At 59.4% G+C, this 22,024-nt stretch carries 24 protein-coding genes; 14 read left to right on the top strand and 10 right to left on the bottom strand.

Annotation, left to right across the window (positions count from 1 at the left end):
• Positions 1-226: 226 nt before the first annotated feature.
• The 4 genes from BLP65_RS15700 to BLP65_RS15685 all read right to left on the bottom strand — a co-directional run bounded on the left by BLP65_RS15700 (position 227) and on the right by BLP65_RS15685 (position 7,952).
• Entirely contained in the window at positions 227-2,614 is a 2,388-nt protein-coding gene (locus BLP65_RS15700) for a PAS domain-containing protein (protein WP_092999123.1), read from the bottom strand.
• Between the two features lie 281 nt (positions 2,615-2,895).
• Positions 2,896-5,814: a diguanylate cyclase gene (locus BLP65_RS15695; RefSeq protein WP_092999121.1), complete on the bottom strand. Its 2,919-nt coding sequence runs from the start codon at positions 5,812-5,814 to the stop codon at positions 2,896-2,898.
• 552 nt (positions 5,815-6,366) lie between these two features.
• The gene (locus BLP65_RS15690) at positions 6,367-7,059 is read right to left on the bottom strand and encodes a hypothetical protein (protein ID WP_092999119.1); all 693 of its coding nucleotides are present in this window, start codon (positions 7,057-7,059) and stop codon (positions 6,367-6,369) included.
• Positions 7,060-7,544: 485 nt separating this feature from the next.
• A complete protein-coding gene (locus tag BLP65_RS15685; protein ID WP_092999117.1) occupies positions 7,545-7,952 on the bottom strand; it encodes a sensor histidine kinase in 408 nt (135 codons plus the stop codon).
• Between BLP65_RS15685 and BLP65_RS15680 the strand changes: the two genes are divergently transcribed.
• From BLP65_RS15680 to BLP65_RS15650, 7 genes are all read left to right on the top strand, one after another.
• Positions 7,906-8,235, top strand: coding sequence for a PAS domain-containing protein (locus tag BLP65_RS15680; protein ID WP_092999115.1), 330 nt, complete (start codon positions 7,906-7,908; stop codon positions 8,233-8,235). The two genes, BLP65_RS15685 and BLP65_RS15680, sit on opposite strands and share 47 nt — an antisense overlap.
• Positions 8,236-8,604: 369 nt before the next feature.
• Positions 8,605-9,819, top strand: a complete 1,215-nt coding sequence (locus BLP65_RS15675) for a 30S ribosomal protein S1 (protein WP_092999145.1) — start codon at positions 8,605-8,607, stop codon at positions 9,817-9,819.
• A 627-nt stretch (positions 9,820-10,446) separates the two neighbouring features.
• The gene (locus BLP65_RS15670; protein ID WP_092999113.1) at positions 10,447-10,842 is read left to right on the top strand and encodes a hypothetical protein; all 396 of its coding nucleotides are present in this window, start codon (positions 10,447-10,449) and stop codon (positions 10,840-10,842) included.
• 85 nt (positions 10,843-10,927) lie between these two features.
• Positions 10,928-11,413, top strand: coding sequence for a hypothetical protein (locus tag BLP65_RS15665; RefSeq protein WP_092999111.1), 486 nt, complete (start codon positions 10,928-10,930; stop codon positions 11,411-11,413).
• 86 nt (positions 11,414-11,499) lie between these two features.
• On the top strand, positions 11,500-11,961 hold the full coding sequence (locus tag BLP65_RS15660; protein ID WP_092999109.1) for a hypothetical protein: 462 nt from the start codon (positions 11,500-11,502) through the stop codon (positions 11,959-11,961).
• Positions 11,962-12,084: 123 nt separating this feature from the next.
• Positions 12,085-12,822, top strand: coding sequence for an SAM-dependent methyltransferase (locus tag BLP65_RS15655; RefSeq protein ID WP_092999107.1), 738 nt, complete (start codon positions 12,085-12,087; stop codon positions 12,820-12,822).
• 33 nt (positions 12,823-12,855) lie between these two features.
• The gene (locus tag BLP65_RS15650; protein WP_139181538.1) at positions 12,856-13,197 is read left to right on the top strand and encodes a hypothetical protein; all 342 of its coding nucleotides are present in this window, start codon (positions 12,856-12,858) and stop codon (positions 13,195-13,197) included.
• 554 nt (positions 13,198-13,751) lie between these two features.
• On the opposite strand, the gene BLP65_RS17035 is transcribed toward BLP65_RS15650, so the two are convergent.
• Complete coding sequence (locus BLP65_RS17035) at positions 13,752-13,994, bottom strand: hypothetical protein (protein ID WP_175452620.1); 243 nt, start codon at positions 13,992-13,994, stop codon at positions 13,752-13,754.
• Between the two features lie 124 nt (positions 13,995-14,118).
• On the bottom strand, positions 14,119-14,538 hold the full coding sequence (gene arsC / locus BLP65_RS15640) for an arsenate reductase (thioredoxin) (protein ID WP_092999101.1): 420 nt from the start codon (positions 14,536-14,538) through the stop codon (positions 14,119-14,121).
• A 103-nt stretch (positions 14,539-14,641) separates the two neighbouring features.
• Here arsC and BLP65_RS15635 point away from each other — a divergent pair, with 103 nt between their 5' ends.
• From BLP65_RS15635 to BLP65_RS15615, 5 genes are all read left to right on the top strand, one after another.
• Positions 14,642-15,001, top strand: coding sequence for an ArsR/SmtB family transcription factor (locus BLP65_RS15635; protein ID WP_317623064.1), 360 nt, complete (start codon positions 14,642-14,644; stop codon positions 14,999-15,001).
• Positions 15,002-15,134: 133 nt separating this feature from the next.
• Positions 15,135-16,091, top strand: coding sequence for a permease (locus BLP65_RS15630; protein ID WP_092999099.1), 957 nt, complete (start codon positions 15,135-15,137; stop codon positions 16,089-16,091).
• An 11-nt stretch (positions 16,092-16,102) separates the two neighbouring features.
• Positions 16,103-16,402: a hypothetical protein gene (locus tag BLP65_RS15625; protein WP_092999097.1), complete on the top strand. Its 300-nt coding sequence runs from the start codon at positions 16,103-16,105 to the stop codon at positions 16,400-16,402.
• A 15-nt stretch (positions 16,403-16,417) separates the two neighbouring features.
• Positions 16,418-17,218 carry an arsenite methyltransferase gene (locus BLP65_RS15620; RefSeq protein ID WP_092999095.1) on the top strand — a complete coding sequence of 267 codons (801 nt, stop codon included), beginning with the start codon at positions 16,418-16,420 and terminating at the stop codon, positions 17,216-17,218.
• Positions 17,215-17,493 carry a thioredoxin family protein gene (locus tag BLP65_RS15615; RefSeq protein ID WP_092999093.1) on the top strand — a complete coding sequence of 93 codons (279 nt, stop codon included), beginning with the start codon at positions 17,215-17,217 and terminating at the stop codon, positions 17,491-17,493. Before BLP65_RS15620 ends, BLP65_RS15615 begins: the two co-directional genes overlap by 4 nt.
• Before the next feature lie 36 nt (positions 17,494-17,529).
• Here the strand turns inward: BLP65_RS15615 and BLP65_RS15610 are convergent, their stop codons facing one another.
• Positions 17,530-17,934 (bottom strand): hypothetical protein, encoded by a 405-nt coding sequence (locus BLP65_RS15610; RefSeq protein ID WP_217632023.1) that lies wholly within the window; start codon positions 17,932-17,934, stop codon positions 17,530-17,532.
• A gap of 44 nt (positions 17,935-17,978) precedes the next feature.
• Between BLP65_RS15610 and BLP65_RS15605 the strand changes: the two genes are divergently transcribed.
• Both BLP65_RS15605 and BLP65_RS15600 read left to right on the top strand, forming a co-directional pair.
• On the top strand, positions 17,979-18,911 hold the full coding sequence (locus BLP65_RS15605; RefSeq protein ID WP_092999091.1) for a sulfurtransferase: 933 nt from the start codon (positions 17,979-17,981) through the stop codon (positions 18,909-18,911).
• A 254-nt stretch (positions 18,912-19,165) separates the two neighbouring features.
• Positions 19,166-19,387 (top strand): hypothetical protein, encoded by a 222-nt coding sequence (locus BLP65_RS15600; protein ID WP_245688383.1) that lies wholly within the window; start codon positions 19,166-19,168, stop codon positions 19,385-19,387.
• Here the strand turns inward: BLP65_RS15600 and cysQ are convergent.
• The 3 genes from cysQ to BLP65_RS15585 all read right to left on the bottom strand — a co-directional run bounded on the left by cysQ (position 19,360) and on the right by BLP65_RS15585 (position 21,807).
• Entirely contained in the window at positions 19,360-20,199 is an 840-nt protein-coding gene (gene cysQ, locus BLP65_RS15595; RefSeq protein ID WP_092999089.1) for a 3'(2'),5'-bisphosphate nucleotidase CysQ, read from the bottom strand. The genes BLP65_RS15600 and cysQ overlap by 28 nt on opposite strands.
• Positions 20,192-20,734, bottom strand: coding sequence for an ADP compounds hydrolase NudE (gene nudE, locus BLP65_RS15590; RefSeq protein WP_092999087.1), 543 nt, complete (start codon positions 20,732-20,734; stop codon positions 20,192-20,194). The genes cysQ and nudE overlap by 8 nt, the downstream gene beginning before the upstream one ends.
• Positions 20,735-20,844: 110 nt before the next feature.
• Positions 20,845-21,807 carry an IS110 family RNA-guided transposase gene (locus BLP65_RS15585; RefSeq protein WP_092992258.1) on the bottom strand — a complete coding sequence of 321 codons (963 nt, stop codon included), beginning with the start codon at positions 21,805-21,807 and terminating at the stop codon, positions 20,845-20,847.
• Positions 21,808-22,024 lie beyond the last annotated feature (217 nt).

Below are 22,024 nucleotides of genomic sequence, written 5' to 3'. Positions count from 1 at the left end.
CCGAACCGGAGAAGAACAGAGGTTCGTATAGCCAATCCTCCGATGAAGTCGAAGGTCCGTTGATCACCGTCTAGCCGGCGTCGGGAGTGCATATTCCCGATTCCGGCGTTGAAGCCAGCCGGAAGCCGGTCTTCTTTGGTGCTATGCGTTCTCCGCAGTCTGCAGCGTGCAAGACGTCCGGCGCCAGCGGCACCATAACCGGAAAGACCAACCTTCCATCGACTGTCTATTTTCGGAGCACGGGTTGGCGAGGAGGTGCAAAACCGCCAATTCCTGCGTCCCCAATTAGGGCACTTTGGGCGATTTCCGCCTCCATGACCTTAGGCCAGGTAAAACGGAACGTTGCCCCCTGGTGTGGTGCCGATTCCACGCTAAGGTGTCCTCCCACTCCCTCCACAAGCTTTTTCGTCACCGCCAAGCCGATGCCCGTCCCTTCATGTGTTTCGGTCCCCGGCCCGCGCTGAAAAACTTCAAAGATCCGTTCGTGATATTCGGGGGGAATGCCGGGCCCATCGTCGGCGATTGTAAACTCCTGCCATTCACCCGTCTCGGCGGTCGATATCCAGACATGACCTGCGGGGCGGTCGTGGTACTTGATGGCATTTCCTATCAGGTTGGCAAACACCTGCTGCAGCTTGGTGCGGTCGGTGATCAGCCGAGGCATCTTCCCGGCAATTCGGATGTGAAGGCCTTCGGGAACGTCCAGCGTCTTGATTACATCCCGTACCAACTGCCCGCAATCGACCGTTTCGATGTGGCGGGTCTGCCCGCCCGCGCGGGCGTAGGCGAGCAGTCCGGTGATCAGGGCGTCCATGAGAGCCACCCGTTCACGTAGCAGTTGCAACTGCTGCCGGCTCTCACCAGAGAGCTGGGAGGATAGGTCCTCTTCAAGCCAGCTCGACAGGTTGGATACCGCTCGCAGTGGTGCACGCAGATCGTGAGATGCGACGTAGGCAAACTGTTGCAACTCTGCATTGGCCCGCCGAAGCGCTTCCTCATTGCGTTTGCGATCGGTGATCTCCTCCACCACCACATTGATGCCCCAGACCTTCCCCGCCTCATCCTTGAGCGGCAGCCAGTGTTCAATCCAGAAGCGCTCGACGCCAGGGTGGGCGGGCGTTTCGCCCTTGATCTCGAAGTTCAGTACCGGCTGCCCCGTGGACAAGATTCGCTGGGCCAACTTGTCGGCCACCCCGGCAAGCTCGGGCACCACCTCCCGGGGTGTCTTGCCGATGTGCGCTTCGGCCGGCACACCGTTGATCGCGGCCATTCGATCGTTGATTCGCTGAAAATGCAGTTCGCAGTCGAAGACGATCAGGCCGATTGGGGCGTTCCAGTAGATGGTTTCCAGTTCGGTGGCCTGCCGTCGGTAGCGCTCTTCGCTCTCGCGCAGGTATCGCATACTGCGCTTATACTCCTCCATCTCACTGAGATCCTGAATCAGGCCGAAAACACCTTGGACCTGCCCCTGCGGACCGGTTTCCGGGACAAGGACCGATTCCACCTCGCGCGACCCGCCAGCGTAAGGTATCAAAGCGTTAAACCGAACCATCTCACCGCCAAGGGCGCGATCGAAATAGGGTTTGATAGCGTCATACGCGGCTCGACCCAGGATGTCCTCCATTTTGCTGCCAACGATGCGTGCCGTAGAAGTGTTCAGCCATCGCTCATACGTCCGGTTGGCGAACCGGTAGCGCTCCTCGGCGTCGACATAGGCAATCAGTACCGGCAGGTTGTCGGTAATCAGGCGCAGTTGCCTCTCTCTGCGCCACAGGGCCTCCTCTGTTCGCTTACGCTCGGTGAAATCCAGTACGGTCCCGCGCAGCCCAATGATGGTGCCCCTGTCGTCGCGCCTTGCCTCACCCCGGGCCAGGACCCATCGGGTATCACCATTCGGCCGTACCAATTCCAGGTCGAGTTCATACGGGAGGCCGGTTTGCAGAGCCGCCTTCACGGCGGAGTCGAGCTGTTTCAAGCTCTCGGGTGTGTAGAGGCGTGGGTGCTCGGTGAAGTAGCCGGGTGCCGGAAAGGAAGAATCTATACCGGCAATACGGTACATCTCTTCGGACCAGGTTACGGTATCGGTCGCAGCTTCCCACTCCCAACTGCCGAGGTTGGCCAGGCGCTGGGCTTCGGTGAGTTGTGTTTCTCGCTCGTGGGAGGCCTGTTCCGCTCGCTTTCGCCGGGTGATGTCATTGAACAGATGGATGAACTTGCGTGGGCCGGCACGGTAGGCGCGCACATCGAACCAGCGATCCAGTTCTCGGACATAACCTTCGAACTGAGTCGGCTCGCCCGTCAGTACCACCTCACCGAAGGTCTCTATCCAGAACGGCTCAAGATTCGGTAGCAGTTCCCGCGCCGTTCGGGCTTTGGCCTCTTCCGGATTAATTCCAGTCAGCTGCCCGAAGGCGGGGTTGACCTCCAGCAGACGATAATCATGGGGCCGCCCTTGCTCGTCGAAAAGGATTTCGGCCAGGCCGAAGCCTTCCAGCATAAAATCGAACAGGTTTTCAAAGCGTGCCTGATTCCTCCGCAAGGTCTGCAGTTCATCACGCAATTCCTGAATCTCTCGCTCCGGATTCGCTGATTGGCCGCCGGTTTCCTGGTTCACTCCAGCTCCTTGCAAGGATTTGCGACCCACCCAACGGGATGGCGTGCCGACCCATCGAGTGAATCGCTGCCCGGACTAGGACCTTTGCCATTCATAGCCCCCAATTTAGGCCAAACACTCTTTGTTCGCGATGTGGGCGAGGTGGGCCAGGAAGTGGTCTCACCTGATCGGCGCTTGGTGAACGGACGAAAACTGGCCAATAGCCGCCGGTCGTTCCGACCCGAATCAACTACCGGTTTGTGCTGAAAAGCGGTCCGTCTATCAAGCTGGAAGCCGAGGCACTAAGCATTCGCCTCCACCCGGTTGCGACCCCCGTCCTTGGCGCGATAGAGGGCCTCGTCGGCCGCAGCGAGCAGCGCCCGAAAAGTGCTGTTCCTCGCTGGTTTTGCCGCTACACCGGCGCTGATGGTCACTGATTCGCTTACCGGGGAAGTGACATGAGGCAGGCGCAGTTCCTCGACGACCTTTCGCATCGTTTCGGCCAACTGGAGCGCCGGTTCTAATTCGGTCTCCAGCAGCACCACTACGAATTCTTCGCCACCATAACGCACCAGCAGGTCGGTGGGCCGACGCAAATTCGCCCTCAAGGCCCGAGTCACCTTCTTTAGGCAATCGTCGCCCCGCTGGTGCCCATAGTGGTCGTTGTAAGCTTTGAAATGGTCGATATCGACCATGATGATCGACACCGTATGGCCGTGGCGGGTTTCGCGCCGCCATTCCCGCTCGATGAACTGTTTGAGGTAGCGGCGATTGGCCACACCGGTCAGTGGGTCATGCAGGGTCTCGCGTTCCAGGGCCTGTTGGGCCTGCTTGAGGCTGGTGACGTCGTTCATGACGCCGAACAGGGCCACAGGCTTACCGTCAGTATCGCGCTCAATGCGCTTTCGATCTTCGAACCAGCGCAGGGTACGGCCGTTGCTATGCCACATCCGGTATTGCTGCGTGCAGTGCCGCGCATCGCGGAGCGCCGCCTGCAAGCCGGAGAGGACCCGATCGCGGTCATCCTCATGCAACTGACGGACCCAAATCGTCGGGTCTTGCTGCCACTGCTCCGGTTTGAAGCCAAGGAGGTTCTTAACGGCAGGGCTGATGAATTGGGCGTGATAACCCGGGAGAGCCACGCGATAGAGGATGTCGGGGACGAGTTCGACCACTTCGCGAAAACGGGCCTCGCTTGCGCGCAGCGCCTCCTCAGACTGTTTACGTTCGCTGACATCCAACCAGGTTCCTCGCAGAGCCACCACCTCGCCACCAGAGCTTTTCACGGCCTCGCCCCGGCTTACTATCACGCGCACCCCGCCGTCGGGCTGCACGATTCGGAGCTCATCCACAAACCCCTCGCCGGTTTCGATGGCCCGCTGCGCCAAGGCCCGTACCCGTTCCCGATCCCCCGGGTGGACCACTTCAAGGGCCGACTGGGGAGTCACGGGAAAGGCTTGCGGGGCGTGTCCGGCGATGCGGAACATCTCGTCCGACCAGTGGGAGCGGTCGTTTAATCGGTCCCACTCCCAGCTGCCGACGTGGGCCAGGCGCTGGGCCTCCTTGAATCCGCTCTCGGCCTGCAAGCGGGCGGCCCACTCGCGCCGCTCCAGCAGGGCACGGTCGAGCAAATCGGCGACGGCCCGCAATATCGCCCGCTCCTCGGTGAGAAATGGCCCCTCCTGCGCGGGTGGGCGCTCCTCCCGGTAGAACACCTCCAACTCTCCCACGCTTTGGCCATCCACTCCGATCACTTCTGCCTGACGCCATACTGTTTGGGCAAATGGTTCGGTGTGATAGCTCGCACCCTCCACCGTGATCCGTGCACAGGTAATCTCCGGATATTGGTAGGCAGGGACCAGCGCATTGACCGTGCCGCGTAATATTTCGTCCAGTGGACGGTCCCGCCGGTGGGTGAGGGAGGCGACCGAGTACAGGCAGCGCAGCTCCTTGTTGCGCTCGCCAAGCTTGTGTGCGGTGCGCTCAAGGGCCTCTGCGGCACGCTTTCGCTCAGTCAGGTCACGGGTCACCGCCAGCACTGTCTCGACTCGTCCATCGCGGCCGAATTCCGGTACCAGGTGTGACTCGAAGTAGCGCTCGCCTTGGGGGGTGAGAAAGGTAAACTCAACTTTCTCCTCCTGGCCGGTATCGAAGACCCTGCGTGTACGGGGTTGCCAGTCCGCCACCAGCGCCTCCGGAATACCCAGCTCACGGTCGGTTTTGCCCAGGAAGGTTTCCCTTGGGATGCCGGTGCTTGCCACCGTGGCCGGATTAACATAGAGATAGCGTAGCGACCTATCGAGCCGGACGACGTTATCGGGGGTGTGCTCGGCCAAGGTCCGGAATTCTGTCTCACGCCGGCGACTCTCTTCCAGGCGCTTGCGCTCGGTGATCTCCTCGGCCAGCACATTAATCCCCCAAATATTCCCGGCCTCGTCCTTGAGCGGCAGCCAGTTCTCAATCCAGAATCGCTCGACCCCGGGGTGGGCGGCGGTTTCCCCGCTGATTTCGACGTTCAGCACCGGCTCGCCCGTTTCAAGTATTTTCCCGGCGACTTGCTCCACCTGTTCGGCGAGCGCAGGTACAACCTCGCGCACGGTTCTCCCCAAGTGGGATTCGATTGGAACGCCGTTGATTTCGGCCAGTCGCTGGTTGACTCGTTGAAAACGCAGACCAGTGTCGAACACGCACAGGCCGACGGGCGCTTGTCCATAGATGGTCTCCAGTTCGATGGCTTGCTGGCGATAACGCGCCTCGCTCTCACGCAGGGTCTGCTCGGCCAACTTGCGCTCGGTAATATTGGTAAAAAGGTGAGCAAACTGCCCCGGCGCGGTGCGGTAGGCGAAGACCTCGAACCACTTGCCCAGCCCCTCGGCGTAGGCCTCGAATCGCGCTGGCTCACCAGTCAGCGCCACCCGACCGTAGGCCTCAATCCAGAGTGGTTCGACACCGGGTACCAGTTCGCGGGCTGTTTTGCCTTCGGCGACATGCGGAGGAAAACCGGTCAGTCGACCAAACGCCTCATTGACCTCCAGCAACCGATAGTCGTAGGGCCGGCCCTGCTCATCCAGGATGATTTCGGCCAGGCCAAAGCCCTCGATCATCGATTCGAACAGCGCGCGGTAGCGCTCGCTGCTCTTACGGCACGCATCGCGCTCTGCCCGTAGCGCCTCGACCTCCCGCTTGAGCGCCTTCATCTCATCCGCAGTCAGGTCGCTCACGCCGGCCCCTCCATTCTGCCTGGTAACGCATTGCTTAGAGCATAGCGGGGTGACAGGCGGACCGGCTTGGTAGGGAATAGTTACGGGGTATTAGCCGAGCACCGTTTGCCCTGGTTCGCTGATCACTGCTTAGCCGACATTTGAGGAGGAGGGCGCGCCACCACGTTTTCGGTCGAGTCCAGACCAGATAGTGTAGCGGCCATTAGCGGCTATTCGGATAGCTGAAAGGAAGTCCTTGAAGAAACAGGGAAACTGTCCCCGTAATACTCGGGTACTCTCCCCACGAGCATAGTGGAAACGGTGCCCCTCGGGTGGCGGCGGGCACGTCAGGCAAAAAAAGCACACCGCGACCGCCATGTGGATGCACCGGAACACTGTGCTTTACTTGCATACGGAACTGTACCTCACTTCTTTGATACGGCAGCGGCAAACCGTTTTCAGAGTCCGTCCGGCCGTTCTGGACAGCCGAGCTGAACGTTCTCTACCGACTGAACCAAGCCGACGGCCCCAGACACCTTGCGGTATTTGGGGCCGATGCTGGCTGGATTCTATTTAGTGGGTGACTGAGTCGTGAACCTCAAAAACGCTAAGGGTTCCTTTTCCCAGATAAGCGCTTGCCTTTGCATTGGATGAAGCATCGGCGACTTCACCTTGGGCTTTCAGGCGTGCAAAGGCCTCTATGGTGTGAGAACCCGAGCCGATGTTGTACGAGAGGAAATTAAATCCATGAGCAGCTTTAGTCTCAAGGAGAAGACCGACCTCCTGATCGGTTAAGCTGCATTCGTCGAAGGTGATGATGTCATCACCGTTGGCGTCAGAGCAGACCAGACCCTGACCAAGGGTCGCCCACATCGCCTGCTCACGCTTATCGAAAGTGACCGTACCTGGTTTTGCCTCTTGACCGTCAACCAGCACATACATTTCGATTTCGGCAGATGCCGTGGCCGAACTTTCTTCGGCTTTGCCGTTTTTCGTATTAGTCTTGACCTCCGTCTCGGTCATTAACCCGGTTTCAAAGGTAAGGCCTATAAATAGGTCCTTGGGGGAGCCGCTGTTTTTCAGCGTGGTGCTAAGGACCTTGGTGAAGCCCAAGCTATTCGTTTCGCCAGCAACAGCAGCAGCGTAGCCAATTATGGCGGTACCATCCTCGGTGTAAGCAGAGGCAGCGTTATCGGCGAACGCGGCGGCGGGTACGGCTAGCAAACCGGCGAGTGTTAGAGCAACGGTGTGTTTGAAAGTCTTCATGCTTTACAACTCTCTTTGGCAGGTTTCTAGGAGGAAGTCTCTTTAGACTTCACGTGCAGGCGTTCCAGTGGGTTGTTACGCTCGAGGTCGGTCGAATTAGTTGATAGCACCCAGTCTGGAGAGAAGTACGGGTATAACTTAACGTAGGAGTTCCTTCCTCGTTTGTGTCAGTAGTCACGCTGCATCCGGATTCGGTTCACCTTTCAAGGTTCTCGTTGATAAGGTTGGTCACCGGATATTCCAGGCACCTAACGACACCGGGAATTCAGAGGAGCCCAATTGCGGGAAAAGGGGAATCACACAAGTCAGGAGTACCTGATTGTCCGCTCTGGGTCGACAGCGGACCGGGTCCGAAACCGGGCAAGAACAGCCATTCGAGGGGATGTAACTAGACGGCGGCTCGATGCCCCAAAAAGATCTTTTCAAAGACGACGGTTGTCACCTTACGACTTCGTTGACGAGTCGGTGAACGAGAGGGAAATCATTCAGAGCATTGTTGTTTCCATTTGCTTTGGCCAGGTGAAACGGAAAGTGGCCCCTTTGCCCGACTTTGAATCGACTTCGATTTGCCCGCCAGCGCCCTCTGCCAGCTTTTTTGTGATGGCCAGTCCGATGCCTATGCCCGCTCCTTTGGAAGGGTCGAGGCGTTGAAAGATCTCGAATACGCGCTCCTGATACTCTTTCGAAATGCCGGGGCCGTTGTCGGCTACGGAAAACTCATGGAACGCTCCAACGTCTCGCCCCGAGATCCACACGTGACCTTCAGGCTTGTCATTGTGCTCCAGCGCGTTTGCTATCAAATGATAGAAAACCTGCACCGCCCGCGACGAACCAGCCGAGTCAGCGTTGCCCGCGGCACTCCCAGCGACCGAGGAGCCGTCTCTGCTGGTCATCACCTGGGAGGTGACAGAGCACGTGCGGGCTCAAGAGGCGCTGAACGCGGGCAAGACACGGCTTGCCGCCGCAGAGACACGCTTTCGGCAAAAGGCGGTCGAGTTGGAGCTAATCTACCGCAGTGTCCCGGTCGGCCTGGCCATTCTCGACCCCAGCTTACGTTACCTCCGCATCAATCAGCAGCTTGCCGATATACACGGCCTTTCCGTGCAGGCGCACATTGGGAAAACCATTTGGGAAGTCGTGCCAAATATAGCCGACCAGCTCGCTTCAAAAAGGTAATCGCCGACCTGCGAACCTTTTTAGAACCGCCGTTGAGCGCCCTTGCCCATGGGGCGGCATTCACCCGGACCTGGACTGCTCAAAGCGGTTGGCGATAGGACGAGGCGAGAGCCGCGATGAAATCTGTTGTGGTACGTGAAGGCACCCCGTTCCCAGGAAGCCATTCCCTTGCAACTGGGTGCACCGCATGTATCGCCGGATGCCCCGAACCTCTCTGTCGACGGCAAAGTCAAATCAGGGAACGGACCTGCGGCAGCCTGTCGGGTTACCATGGGCCATCCGGCCCTCGGGGCCGTGAACGTTTCCAATACGCAGGTCGAGCCGGCACTCCTGCGCATCCATTCACCATCCCCGGCAAATGGGTATCCCATGGCAGAACACGAAGACTTCAGCGCCCTCCTCAGCGAGTTTGAGCAGCAGACCCCACTTCAAAGCAGCAAGGCGCCCCAGGTGGGCGAGCGCATTCGCGGCCGGATCGTCTCCATTGGTCAGGAGCAGGCCTTCGTCGATGTCGGTGCCAAGGCCGAGGCCGTGATCGACGTGGCCGAGCTGACCGATGCCGAGGGGCAGCGCAACGCGGAGGTCGGCGACACCATCGAGAGCATGGTGCTCAGCCGGGACGACCGCAGCGGCACCCTGCTGCTGGGGCGCGGCAGCGGCCGGGCCGTTCATGACAGCGCTGAACTGGAAAACGCCTATGCCAACCAGCTACCGGTGGAGGGGTTGGTCTCGGGTGTCACCAAGGGCGGCCTCGAGGTGCAGGTTGCCGGGATGCGGGGGTTCTGCCCCGCCTCGCAGGCGGACATCCGTTTCGTCGATGACCTCGAGGCGTTCGTCGGCCAGCGGCTGAGCTTTCGCATCACCCGCTTCGAGGGCGGACGCCGGCCCAACCTCGTGCTCTCGCGCCGGGCGCTATTGGAAGAGGCGGCGCGCCGGGATGCGGAGGAACTTCGGGGCCGGCTGGCGGTGGGACTGGTACTTCCGGGCACGGTCACCGCGGTCAAGGAGTACGGCGCCTTTGTAGACCTCGGCGGGATCGAGGGCATGGTCCATGTCAGTGAACTCGCCTACGGCCGGGTCTCCCATCCCCGGGACGTGGTCAGTCCCGGCCAGGCGGTGGAAGTCTCCGTGCTGAAGATCGAGAAGAGCGAAAAACCGGGCCGGGGCGAGCGCATCGCCCTCTCCATCCGCGCCCTGGCCGCCGACCCGTGGCAGGGGGCCGAGCAGCGCTATCCCGTGGGGACACCCGTCAAGGGGACGGTCACCCGGCTTCAGCCCTTCGGCGCCTTCGTCGAGGTCGAGTCGGGCCTCGAAGCGCTGGTGCCCATCAGTGAACTGGGGAGCGGCCAGCGGGTGAGCCACCCGAAGGAAGTGGTCAACCCCGGCGACGCCGTCGAGGCCATCGTCCTCAGCGTCGACAGCACCCGTCGCCGACTGAGCCTGTCGCTGGATGCCTCGGCCCACGAGGAAGCCGCGAACCTCGAAGCGTACCGGCCCAGTGCGCAGCCCAAGGCCGACGAGGCCGTGGGTTCCTTCGGCCACTTACTCCGTGAGAGTCTGAATAAGGGCAAGTCGGGAGAATGAAGGAAACCGGCGCGTTGCGGCGGGTGCTGCCTGCCGCGACCGCCAGCCGTTTCCTACCCCACTGATTTATCCCTGTCATTGCAAAGGTCGTTAGGGCTGGGATAGCCTAGCCTACATAGCGAAAACGAAGCCCCTTTGAACGCGCAGACCCGCCCCAGAAGGCGCAGGCATCACGGACTATTGCGTCGGCAGGACGGCCTTCCATCCCGCACCGCGCCCGACGCGAAACGGTGGACTCCGCATGGAACCACGCGAACACCCAAGGACTGCCCCGGCACGGCCACGCGGCCGGGTCCGCCTGTTTCCGCTGCACCCGCCTGTGCCACCGCTCCGGTGTCGTGTCTCACGTCGTTGCCTCCCCCGGACCATGCCGCAATTGCCGACCCGGATATCACCGCGTAAAAACACAAGCCTCTGTTCTTGCGAGGTTTTCCCCCGAATGGCTCGGCCGTTACGCGGCTGGCGCAGGGCGCTATAAGGTTCTTGGCCGCGTAGCGGCGGTTTGGCGAGCGTGGAGTGAGCGCGAAAGTGGCTGTTTTTTCAAGGGATGGTCGAGATTGGTGGTCCGAATTCGGGCTGTTATGCGGCGGGCTGCCGCCGACACGTAGTTAGAGCAAGAAAATGCGAATGAACGCCAAAATGCTATTCAGGATTGCAGTGATAGCCGGGGCAGTAACATACGTGGCCTATTGGTTTCTCCCATACACCTACGGGTATTTGGATACTTTCACGGGCTCTTTGCTGTCTTATGGAGGTCATGATGCTGTCTTCGTGGGCCCAGAGCTATTCCACAACGTAATTTTTGTTGCTTGGCTGGTTGCTGCGGTTGGGCTCCTGCTTTTCCGAAAGCTCGCACGGTCGCTATTCCTAATCCTTGTTGTGACTACGATGGCACTATCGCCTCTGTACGGGCTATCAGTCGAAACGGCAGGCGGAGCCACGCTCATCAGCATCGCCAACATGGCCGATGGTGTGGTTTTAGCCCTTGCGTACTTTTCGCCGGTGAAGAATGAGTTCTATTAGCTCTAACTCAGCGCTCCACTCGACCGCATGCCGCTACGCGGCCCGCGTCGGGTGAGCTTGGAAGTTATGCTGCTGGCTTAGGGTGATGATAAATCTTCAGGACAAAAAGCGAACTGCCTACTCTAAGGAAGAGCTCGACAAGCTCGAAGCTGTTCTGGGGGAGTACGCATCCAAGTCAGTGCAGCTAGAAACGGAAACCGTAGTTGACCTGGAAAAGCATCTCTGGCTTGCGAATGGTGCCGCAGCGACTGCGGCTATTGGCTTCATACAGGCTAAGGGCGCGGTTTCGGTTTGGCAGTACCTGGGCGCTTGGGCATTTGTCTTTGGAATTCTCGCGCTTGTGGTACTGAAATACGGATCCTCCGCGAATGCTTCACGTGACCGATATCGATTTCAAGATGCGAAGTCACGTTTTGATGCCAATGAAGACAGTGACCAGATTTTCAAAAGCGTCAGAGACAAAACATTCTTGGTTTTGAAGCGAGCTTATCTTTTTCTGCAGTGGGGTTCCGGCGTCGCTTTTATGGCCGGCGCGGTTTTGACGCTTATTGGAGTGCAGTGCACAGCATAACTAGCGGCTCAAGTCCGACCTGAACCTTGTACCGCTACGCGGCCCGCGTCGGGTGAGCTTAGCCGTTATACCCGTAAGGAGGTCCTATGGATAAATCGATAGAAGATAGAAAAAGCTCGCTAATAGACGAAATCCTTACTTCATGGGGTGAGGAAATAGTCGCGGAAGAAGGTGACGAAAAAACAAAGCAAGCTTTAAGAGCTGCTACTCCTGCGTTGAGAGTGTTTATGACGATTAATGTATTTGAAGAAAGAGCAAGATACTTCTCAGGTTGCAATAGACTCGCTGAAATGAATTACGCTCTTGATGCCTGCAAGTCCAAATTGTATAAACAGTACGAACTGGGAAAGCTGCTTGTCGACAATGGGTTTTGCTTTCAAACAAGTGAGAAGAGTTTTGAGTACTCTTCTGAACAATTAAAGGAATCACTAGAAAAGGCTATATCTGAGGCCGGAAGCGAATATGGCGACAAGTCTCAAGAAACATTAAATGGCAACATTTCTTCAGCTATCGAGGCGATAGAAATATTTGGAGATATGTACAATTAGGTATAACAATTACATCCAGTCCGACCCAAAATGCGCTGCACGTTTGTGGCGCTGTCAGCTTGCCACAAACGCTCACCCCATTTTGGTCGGCTGATGTGAAGCGTTCGACGACAGGAGAAAGGGATGGCATTTGAACTGAAGGAGATTGTGCCTTGGGGCCGATCGTTTCAAGAATATGTGGGCATGTTTGCACTTTCGGAAGAGGACCTCACCAAACCGATTCTTGGGTGTGGTGACGGTCCAGCCAGCTTCAACGCGGAATTGACAAGGCGTGGGGGCGCGGCTGTCTCAGTGGATCCACTCTACGCATTCCGTGCAGATGAGATCAGCCAACGGATCGACGAGACGTTTGATGCCGTCATGCGGCAAACACGTCAGAACGAAAATGAGTTCGTTTGGGACCACATCCGCTCCGTTAATGAACTGGGCAAAGTCCGAATGGCGGCGATGCAGGAATTCCTTTCGGACTACCCACAAGGCAGGGCTGAGGGGAGATACCTCCCAAGCTCCGCTCCGCGCTTGAGTTTCGCTGATGACAGTTTCAGTCTTGCCCTGTCCTCGCACTTCTTGTTTCTCTATAGCGACCATCTAGATCTCAAGTTCCACATCGATACGATCTCCGAGTTGTGCCGCGTGTGCGGAGAAACAAGAATTTTTCCGCTGCTTCAACTGGGTGCCACACCCTCTCCCCATGTAGAACCGGTGGCGGAACATTTTTCGGCTCAGGGGTACGAAGTGACGCAGGTCCGAGTCCCGTATGAATTCCAGCGGGGCGGTAATCAGATGCTGAAAATTAGGAAAGTCGAACAATCCAATGAAGCCGACGCCGGAAAGGGCAGCAGCCATTCCGAGCATTTGTAGCGGCGCGGCTTATTGGTGGCGTTAGAACTCGTAATGAAGAAAACTATGGACACTCTTTCGAGGTGGAACGCATCAGCTAACGAACGCGCAGTCGAAGCCGTTAGGACTTGGCGCTTTTGGATTGGTTACCCTATCGCCATGATTCTTGCCTTCCCCTTCTTCTGGAGTGGTGATTTTCTGTCATGGTTTTTTGCCATGATCGCATATGTTTTTTTCCTCGTGCAGAAACCAGAGCGCAGGTTGGTTCGCTCCCTAGTGATCACCAGTCTGCTAATAGGGGCGATAGCATTTATGGAACTCGACCAAGGTCAAGGAGAGCGTTCTAACTCGGTGCTCCAGCCGACGTCAGGCCGCTACGCGGCCTTCCACAGCTGAGATTGGACGTTCGGCCGAAGAGTAATTTTCATGAATATCGATCACGTAGCGCTTAATGCCGTTTCTCTTGAAAAAGAGACCCAGTTTTTCGTTGGATTTCTTGGGCTGCAACTTCTTCAGCAATGGAGTCGCCTCGATAGGCGTATGTCGGCCCGAAAGAGGGAGCGGTGATTGGTCTGATAGGGAATCCCGATTACGCTGGTTCAGCGTGCCAGCGTCGGAGTTTGATGGTTGGGTGAAGAAGATTTACGAATCCGATTTGCCAGTCATCGCAGGACCCAAGGAGCAAAGAGGCGGGAGAACCATCCTCTTTCGCACGCCGATCAAGAACATTGTTGAAGTCTGTTATCCCGAAGCTCGGAAAACAATTGAACAGCAAGCATATTAGCCGAACAATACGTTCCAGCCGACGGTCAGGCCGCAACGGGCCTTCCTCGGCTGATCACTAGCGTTAGATTTCAAAGCTTCGTGTGATGTGACTAACATCACGTACATTCCGCAGGCAATCGGCGACTCTAAGGAAGATTCCTCTATTTCCCGGGCCTGCTATGAAACTACGATTTCTGATTCTTCCGATTGTGCTTGTCGCCGTTGATGCCAGCGCGGATTCGAGTCTCGATGCTGCCATCGGTGGTGGGATCGGTGGCGCTGCAGGGGCTGCGATTGGCCATGACGTAGGTGGTCGCGATGGCGCCATCCTCGGGGGTGCGATAGGTGGAGCGGTCGGGGCTGCAGCCACCGCCGATGGAAAGTCCAGTGCACGTGCCACCGGCACGACGGGTGTCCGGATAGAGCAATCGGCGCCCCCTTCACAGGGTTACCATTGCCCTCCCGGACAGAGGAAAAAGGGACGCTGTTAATCGGGTCGATTGACCTGCCGGCTTCCGGTGCCCCTACAAACCAGTGAACTTTACGTAGCGGTTACTTTCCCAATTCATCCACCAGCGCGGCGACTCGGCCCCGGATGTCGTCACGGGCGGCCCGGAACACATCCATAATCTCTTCTTCCGTGCCGGTTGCGCGGGCCGGGTCCTCCAGGGGCCAGTGGACCTTGCGCGCCCCCGGCGGTAGCAGCGGGCAGTTTTCGTCCGCGTGGCCGCAGACGCTGACCACCAGGTCCGTCCCCTCAAGCATCTCGTCGGTCAGCCGGGTCGACTCCTGGCCGGAGATATCGATACCCACCTCTCTCATCACCGCTATCGCCCGCGGATTCTTGCCATGGGCCTCGATGCCGGCCGATTGCACCTCGATTCGTTCGCCCGCTAAGTGACGGGCCCAGCCTTCGGCCATCTGCGAGCGGCAGGAGTTGCCAGTGCAGAGAAATAGCAGCTTCGGTTTCATTGTTTTTCCTCCGGTTGTTGATTGTTCAAGATCCGCTACCACGCAGAAGAATATCTGCTTTCTGAAATATATGGTTGACAGTATATACGCTTGTGCATATATTATGCACATGAATATCGATGCGGATACCTTTTTTGCCGCCCTGGCGCATCCGTTGCGACTGCGGGCGTTGCTGCTCCTGCACCAGGAGGGAGAGCTTTGCGTCTGTGAATTGACCTATGCGCTGGGGGTGTCGCAGCCAATGATTTCCCGTCACCTTGGCCACTTGCGACAAGGGGGGCTGGTCAGTGACCGGCGCCAGGGTCTGTGGGTCTACTACTGCCTGGCGGCTGATTTACCGAAGTGGTCGCGACAGGTCCTGGCCGCCACGGCTAAGGGCCTGGCCGGGCAGGCACCTTATAACGAGGATCGTGCAGCCCTGGCCAGTATGCCCAACCGGCCGGGTTCTGCCTGCTGTGGCTGAATAGCAGGTTGGGGTGAGTTATGCGAACCCCAACGCTGATTTTGTTGGGCTTCGTTCCTCAGCACCAACCTACATTTTGGGAGCCATTGCTGTTCTTTGAGAGGCTGCCAGGCAATAGGAGTTTTGGTTCCGAATGTTTGATGCACTCGCCTATTTGATCGTCTATCGATGGCTGGGCCTGACGGCCGAGAGCCAGGCGGGCGCTGCGCTGCATTTCTTCGTCATGGATACGGTGAAGATCTTCGTGCTGCTGGTGGCCATCATCTATGTGATGGGCCTGCTGCGTGCTCTGCTTTCGCCGGAGAAGGTGCGCGAATACGTGCGCGGCAAGCCTCGGTGGATGGCGCGCAGCACAGCGGTCGGGCTGGGTGCGGTGACGCCGTTTTGCTCCTGTTCTTCGGTGCCGCTGTTCATCGGCTTTGTCGAGGCGGGGATCCCGCTCGGGGTCACTTTCTCGTTTCTCATCGCCTCGCCGATGATCAACGAAGTGGCGGTGGTGATCCTTCTCGGCATTCTCGGCTGGGAGCTGACGCTGATGTATGTCGCGGCGGGGCTTACCGTCGCTTATGTGGGCGGCATGGTCATGGAGCGTTTCAGGCCGGAGCGCTGGGTGGAGGAGTATGTATGGAAGATCCACATGGGCCAGGCAACTCTCCCGCAACCCGATACTTCGCTCGCCGGCCGCCATCGCTACGCCTGGTGTGAGGTGAAGGAGATTGTCGGTCGACTCTGGAAATGGGTGGTTGCCGGCATCGCTGTCGGTGCCCTGTTCCACGGTTATGTGCCCGAGGGCTGGGTCTCCGAGCACCTGGGCGGCAGGGACAACTGGCTGGCGGTACCCGGTGCGGTATTACTGGGTGTGCCGCTATACTCCAACGCCACCGGAGTCATTCCGGTCGCGGAGGCGATGCTCGGCAAGGGCGTCGCCATCGGTACCACGCTGGCCTTCATGATGAGTATCGCCGCCCTCTCCCTTCCCGAGATGATCATCCTGCGCAAGGTGATCCGGTGGCCGGCACTGGGGCTCTATGCCGCGGTACTGGCCGTTGCCTTCACCCTGGTGGGCTGGGGCTTCAACCTGTTGAGTTAAAGGAATAGATAATGACCGATCAACCGCAACTGCACTCCTCCATTGTCGCGATGATCTCGCTGGCTTCGGGCATCGCCGCCAATCACCCGGCCATGGGCCAGTGCCAGCTTCAGCGACTGCGGGATGCCGGCATCCCCGAGCACCAGATCGATACGGTGATCGAGATTGCCCGTCACATCCGCGACGAGGCGGCACAGAAGCTCGACGCCGTCTTCGACGAGCAGTCCGCCGAGGCGCAAGCCACCATCGCTGCCGAACCGGAAGAGGGCTGCGGCTGCAGCACCACGAGCAGCGGCCAGTCCTGCTGCTGAAAAAGAGGCGACGCTATGCACGACAACAATGACGACGAGATCCGCACTGCGGTGCGCGCAAGCTACGGCAGCGTGGCGCAGGGCGGTGGTGGCTGCTGCAGCGACACCAGCGGCTGTGGGTCGCAACCCGAGACCATCGCCTCCCAACGCCTCGGCTATTCCGACGAGGAACTCGGTGCCGTTCCCGAGGGGGCCGACCTGGGCCTCGGGTGCGGCAATCCCCAGGCCATTGCCGCGCTGAAACCGGACGAGAGCGTGCTGGATCTGGGTAGCGGGGCCGGCTTTGACTGCTTCCTCGCCGCCCGCGCCGTGGGTGATTCCGGACGGGTGATCGGTGTGGACATGACCCCGGAAATGCTCGCCAAGGCGCGCGAGAATGCTCGCAAGGGCGACTACCGCAACGTAGAATTCCGTCTCGGCGAGATCGAGCATCTGCCACTGGCCGATTCCGATGTCGACGTGATCATCTCCAACTGCGTCATCAATCTCTCACCCGACAAGCCGCAGGTCTTCCGTGAGGCCTTCCGGGTCCTCAAGCCCGGTGGGCGGCTGGCGGTGAGTGATGTGGTGGCGACCGCCGAACTACCCGAACAGGCGCGGCAGGATCTGGCCCTTTATACCGGCTGCATCGCCGGAGCATCCCCTGTCGGGGAGCTGGAGGTGATGCTGCGCGATGCCGGCTTTGAGGCCATTCGCATCGCGCCGAAAGACGAGAGCCGCGCATTCATCCGTGACTGGGCGCCGGGACGCGGCGTCGAGGCGTATATAGCATCGGCCTCCATCGAGGCCGTCAAACCAGAGGAATCGACCCAATGAAGACCATCAAGGTACTCGGCACCGGGTGTGCCAATTGCAATACCACGCTCCAGCTTATCGAGGAGCAGGCCAAGGGCAAGGGTGTCCAGGTTCAGCTCGAGAAGGTCGACGACGTGGCCGAGATCATGCGCTATGGCGTCATGTCCACGCCCGGCGTGGTGGTCGATGAAAAACTGGTGCATGCCGGCGGCGTACCCTCCCGCGAGACCATCGACAGCTGGCTGGGCGGCAATAGCGGCGGCGGCTGCTGCTCCGGCGGCGCCTGTGGCGGGTAGTGTGCTGAATCCACCGATGGGCAGCATTCACCGGATTCAGATAAGGCGGTAGCCACGCACTGCGCCGGGCGCGTGAGCGATGAGTCCCGAAATCAGGATGATCGACACGAACAGCCCGGCGCGCCACTCCGGGAACAGGGTGGCGGCTGCAAGCAGCGCCACCTTCAGGAGGATGGCTATCCCCTTCAGTTGCACCAGCCACAGCGCGGTCGACCAGACATAGAGCAGGGACAGCGCCACGCCGCTGCTCAAAGTGAGGTACCAGAACGGCAGCCACTGCGCCTCGGCGAGGGTGAACAGAAAGCCGCCGCTGATCCCGGCGATTCCTACCAGGTGCAGGCAACGCAAGGCAATATTGATCCAGCGCTCGCCGGGGAACTGGCGCGGCACGGCGGGGATTAGCAGGGGCTTGAGCCGTATCATGGCTGCGTACTCTACCATTCCGGTTTGCCTGGCCGGCAACTCATACAATAGCGGAGAGATCCATGCACAGACGTATGCTTCAGACCTTCCTGATGGCCATCGGCTTCCTGTTCGCCGTTCTTGCATCGGCCGCGCAGCCGCCGGCCTTCCTGGTCAACTCCGACTGGCTGGAGGAGCACATCGACGATCCGGATCTGGTGCTCCTGGAGGTCCGTTACCATCCGCACCGCTATTACACCGTCGGGCACATCCCGGGAGCCGTCCAGGTGCAGCGCTTCAAGGACCTGGGTGACAATTTCGCCGCTCCGATCATGCGCTTTCCCTCCCGCGAGGACTTCCAGGCGACGCTGCGCGGGTGGGGAGTCAATGACGATTCCACCATTGTGCTCTACGACGACTCACGCACCGCCCTCACCTCAAGGGTCTACTACCTGCTGGAACTGTACGGGTTCGACATGGACCGGGTGAAGCTGCTCAACGGCAGCACTATCGAATGGACCGCTTTCAACGACCTGTCGAAAGAGGCGGTGGCGCCCGAGCCGGGCAGTGTGGTCCTGAAAGAGGCCGACCCGGCACTGTACGTGGAGTGGACCGATGTCTATGACGATGTACTGTCGCGCCGCGACCCGGAGGTGGTGCTGCTCGACGCCCGGCCGCGCGACATGTACACGGGCAAGGTCATCCAGCATGCCATCCAGGGCGGCCACATTCCCGGTGCTATCAATATCGTCAGCCTGGAAGGTACCGACGGCCAGTCGCAGAAATGGCATTCGCCGGAAAAGCTCGCGGCGATGTATGCGGACATCCCCAAAGACAAGCGCATCTATGTCTACTGCCATGACGGCTTCCGCATGGGGTTGGCCTACATGCAGCTCAAGAGCCTCGGTTACGAGGACGTGAAGCTCTACAACGGCGGCTGGTCCCACTGGGGTAATGAGCTCACCCTGCCGGTAGTCGAGGGCGATCAGCCCTACGACGAGGCGTTTGCTCTCTGACCGGAAGTATCAGCGGGCGGATTTGGGTCGTAGCCGGTTCGAGGACATCGTTTTTGCAGGTTGGGGTGAGTTATGCGAACCCCAACGCTGATTTTGTTGGGCTTCGTTCCGCAGCACCAACCTACATTTTGGAGGCTCCCAGGTGCATGAAACCGGCGGTTTGCCGCTGATGTCCTATCCTTTTGGTAGATTCCCATGGGATTGGAGAGACCGTTATACTGGTCCTCTCGTTTTTCGGAAATGACTAATTCGATATGGCAAAGCCCCTAATCAGCCCAGATGCCGCGCGGATTGATGCCTGCGTTGAAGTCCTCTGTCAAAAAGGATGCCGGGCGGTATGGGGGGCTATCGATGCGATGGAGCAGGGCGAGCCATTACCGGAAACCGCCCATCTGGAGGCGATCGAGCACTGGGCTGTACTCGATGAATTGAAGAATGTAATGGCCGTCTACGGCCGGAGCTGTGCGCCCAAGTAACGAGACCAGTCGACCTCCCGGTCGCCGAAGGTGAAAAAGTGGGGATTCAGCAGGTCTTCCTTGGTGTTGTAGCGCAGGGGACGCATTCGGGTATCGGTGATCAGGCCGCCCGCCTCTTCGACGATGCATTGGGTAGCAGCGGTGTCCCATTCCGAAGTCGGACCCAGCCGGGCGTAGATATCCGCCGTACCCTCCGCCACCAGACAGGATTTCAGGGCGCTGCCCAGCGGGACAAACTCGTACTCTCGGAGCTGCTTGAGAAACGCCTCCATCGCATCCCCCCGATGTGAGCGGCTGCCGGCTACCACCACCGGCCGTCCCGGTTCCAGCCGCCGCGTCCGAATCCTCTCCGGGTTGCAGCAGTCATTTCGCTTGTAGGCCCCCTGGCCGCGGCACGCATAGTAATAAACCCCCATCGCCGGTGCGTAGACGATACCGAGCACCGGCTCCTGATCGTGGATCAGGGCGATGTTGACGGTAAACTCGCCAGTGCGCTGGATGAACTCGCGGGTGCCATCGAGCGGATCCACCAGCCAGTAGCGGCTCCATCGCCGTCGTACGCTGTAGGGGATTTTCACCGACTCCTCGGTGAGGACGGGCAGCTCCGGCGTCAGTTCGCTCAAACCCTTCTCGATGATATCGCTGGCCGCCGTATCCGCCTCGGTGAGCGGTGTCTCGTCTTCTTTTTGCTCGATCTTGAAACCCGCCTCGTAGATTTCCAGTATCCGGCGGCCCGCATCGATAGCGACCTCCAGCGCGGGCGTCAGCAGTTCGCAGGGATCGATCCGGTGGTGGTCCCGGTGGCTAACCATCCAGCAGCTCCCGGACCATGTAGAGGGCGGCGATACTGCGCGCCTCGGTGAAATCCTCGCGCGCGGTCAACTCGACCAGGTTGTCCAGTGACCAGGGGATGACATCAATGGGTTCGGGCTCGTCGCCGGGCATGCGTTGGGGATAGAGATCGGTGGCGAGCACCACATGGGTGGAGTGCCCCAGATAGCCCGGTGCGACCGTCAACGAGGTGATCTGGCGCAGGTGGTTGGCTCCGTAGCCAATTTCCTCCTGAATCTCGCGGTTGGCTGCCTCAATCGCCCCTTCACCCGTTTCGATACGCCCCTTGGGCAGCGCCAGTTCGTAGCGGTCCGTGCCTGCGGCATACTCCCGGATCAGCAGTACCTGACGGTCTTCAAGGAGGGGGACCACCAGCACGGCGCCCTGGGGGGAACCCAGCAGTCGCTCATAGGTGGTCTCGACGCCGTTGGCGAACCGAAGCTCCAGCTGCTGGACGTGAAACAGGCGCGTCCGGGCCAGTGTCCGTATATCAAGGATGCGGGGTTTTTCTCGCATGCGGACTCCGTGTGAGGCAATCCTCCCCATCATACCCGGCAGCAGGAATGAATGGCACCCGCCAGAATTTCCTCCGCTCTGGCGGCAGACCCGATTCTCCGTAGGAGATTCTATGTCACGGCGCAAGCCTCGATGTGAGGTTTGGGCTGATAGGTGGTTTGGTTCTTAAGGAGCGAGAAGGCGATTCTTGCGATTTTCCTTGCGAGGATGATGAACGCCTGCGTTGGGGATAGACCGCGGTCCAAGTGGCGCTGATAGAAGCCGCGCCAAGTGGCGCTTCGGCTCGCGGTCATAGCGGCTAGGTAGAGAAGTCGGCGCAGCTCCGGGTCGCCTTGCTTGGTCAGTTTCCGTTGCCCCCGGGTCTTGCCGGAGTCCCGGACCCGCACATCAAGCCCCAGGAACGCGACGAAGGCGTCGTTGCTGCGGAAGTGACCTCGCTGGAAGGCCATGGTTAGCGCGGCGGCGCTCAGTGGTCCCACCCCCTCAATGCCTTGGCAGCGCTCCATATCCGCCTGCCATTGGTGGTGGCGAATACATTCTCGAATCCGGCGCAGGATGGCGCTGTCGAGCATCTTGAACTGTTTGGTGAGCCCTTGGGCTTCTCGCTTGAGCTCAGGTACCTCCCGCAGGCTCTGCTCCAGAGCTGATTTGGCCCGGACGAGCACGGCGCGGCGTCTGAGTAGCTGCTGGAGGGTGCGATAGCCCTTCGAGGGCGGTGTCCAGGGCCTTAGGTCAGCCCGTTCCCGGTCCAGGTACCGCCATAGCAGGCGGGCATCGGAACTGTCGGTCTTCGCGCGGCCGCCGATGCTCTGGCGATAGCGGTTCAGGCGAAAGCCATCGACCACGTACACCGTATGGCCAAGGCGGTGCGCTTGGTCCACAAGTTCCATGTGGTAGGTATTGGTGGCCTCGACGGCCAGGCAGGCCGGAGCCTGCAACTGTTTTAGCCACCCGGCTATCGACCCCGGGTCATTCTCCAGAAGGATTACCGGAGCTTCAGGATGTTCGCAGATAGCCAGCTCCGCCTTACTGACATCCACCCCCACCAGATACGGCCGTACAGGCATTGCCATGAGATGCTCCCCCGACTAATGTGAACATGCTTGTCGGGGCTCACCCTAGCGCTGGCTTGCCATTAATCGTCGGTCCATAGCCGATAGATTCCATATTGGCGATTAGGTGAGGGGCGGGACGATATCTCCTACGGTCTGTGCCTTTGGCCAGATGCGGCGTTCGTCCCTCCACCCCGACAAGCCCCTTTGTGACTTGCCGGGAACAAACATACAAGCG

It is taken from the genome of Thiohalomonas denitrificans (assembly GCF_900102855.1).
GTDB classification, from domain to species: Bacteria; Pseudomonadota; Gammaproteobacteria; order Thiohalomonadales; family Thiohalomonadaceae; genus Thiohalomonas; species Thiohalomonas denitrificans.
This window is presented reverse-complemented; position numbering and strand designations above follow the sequence as displayed.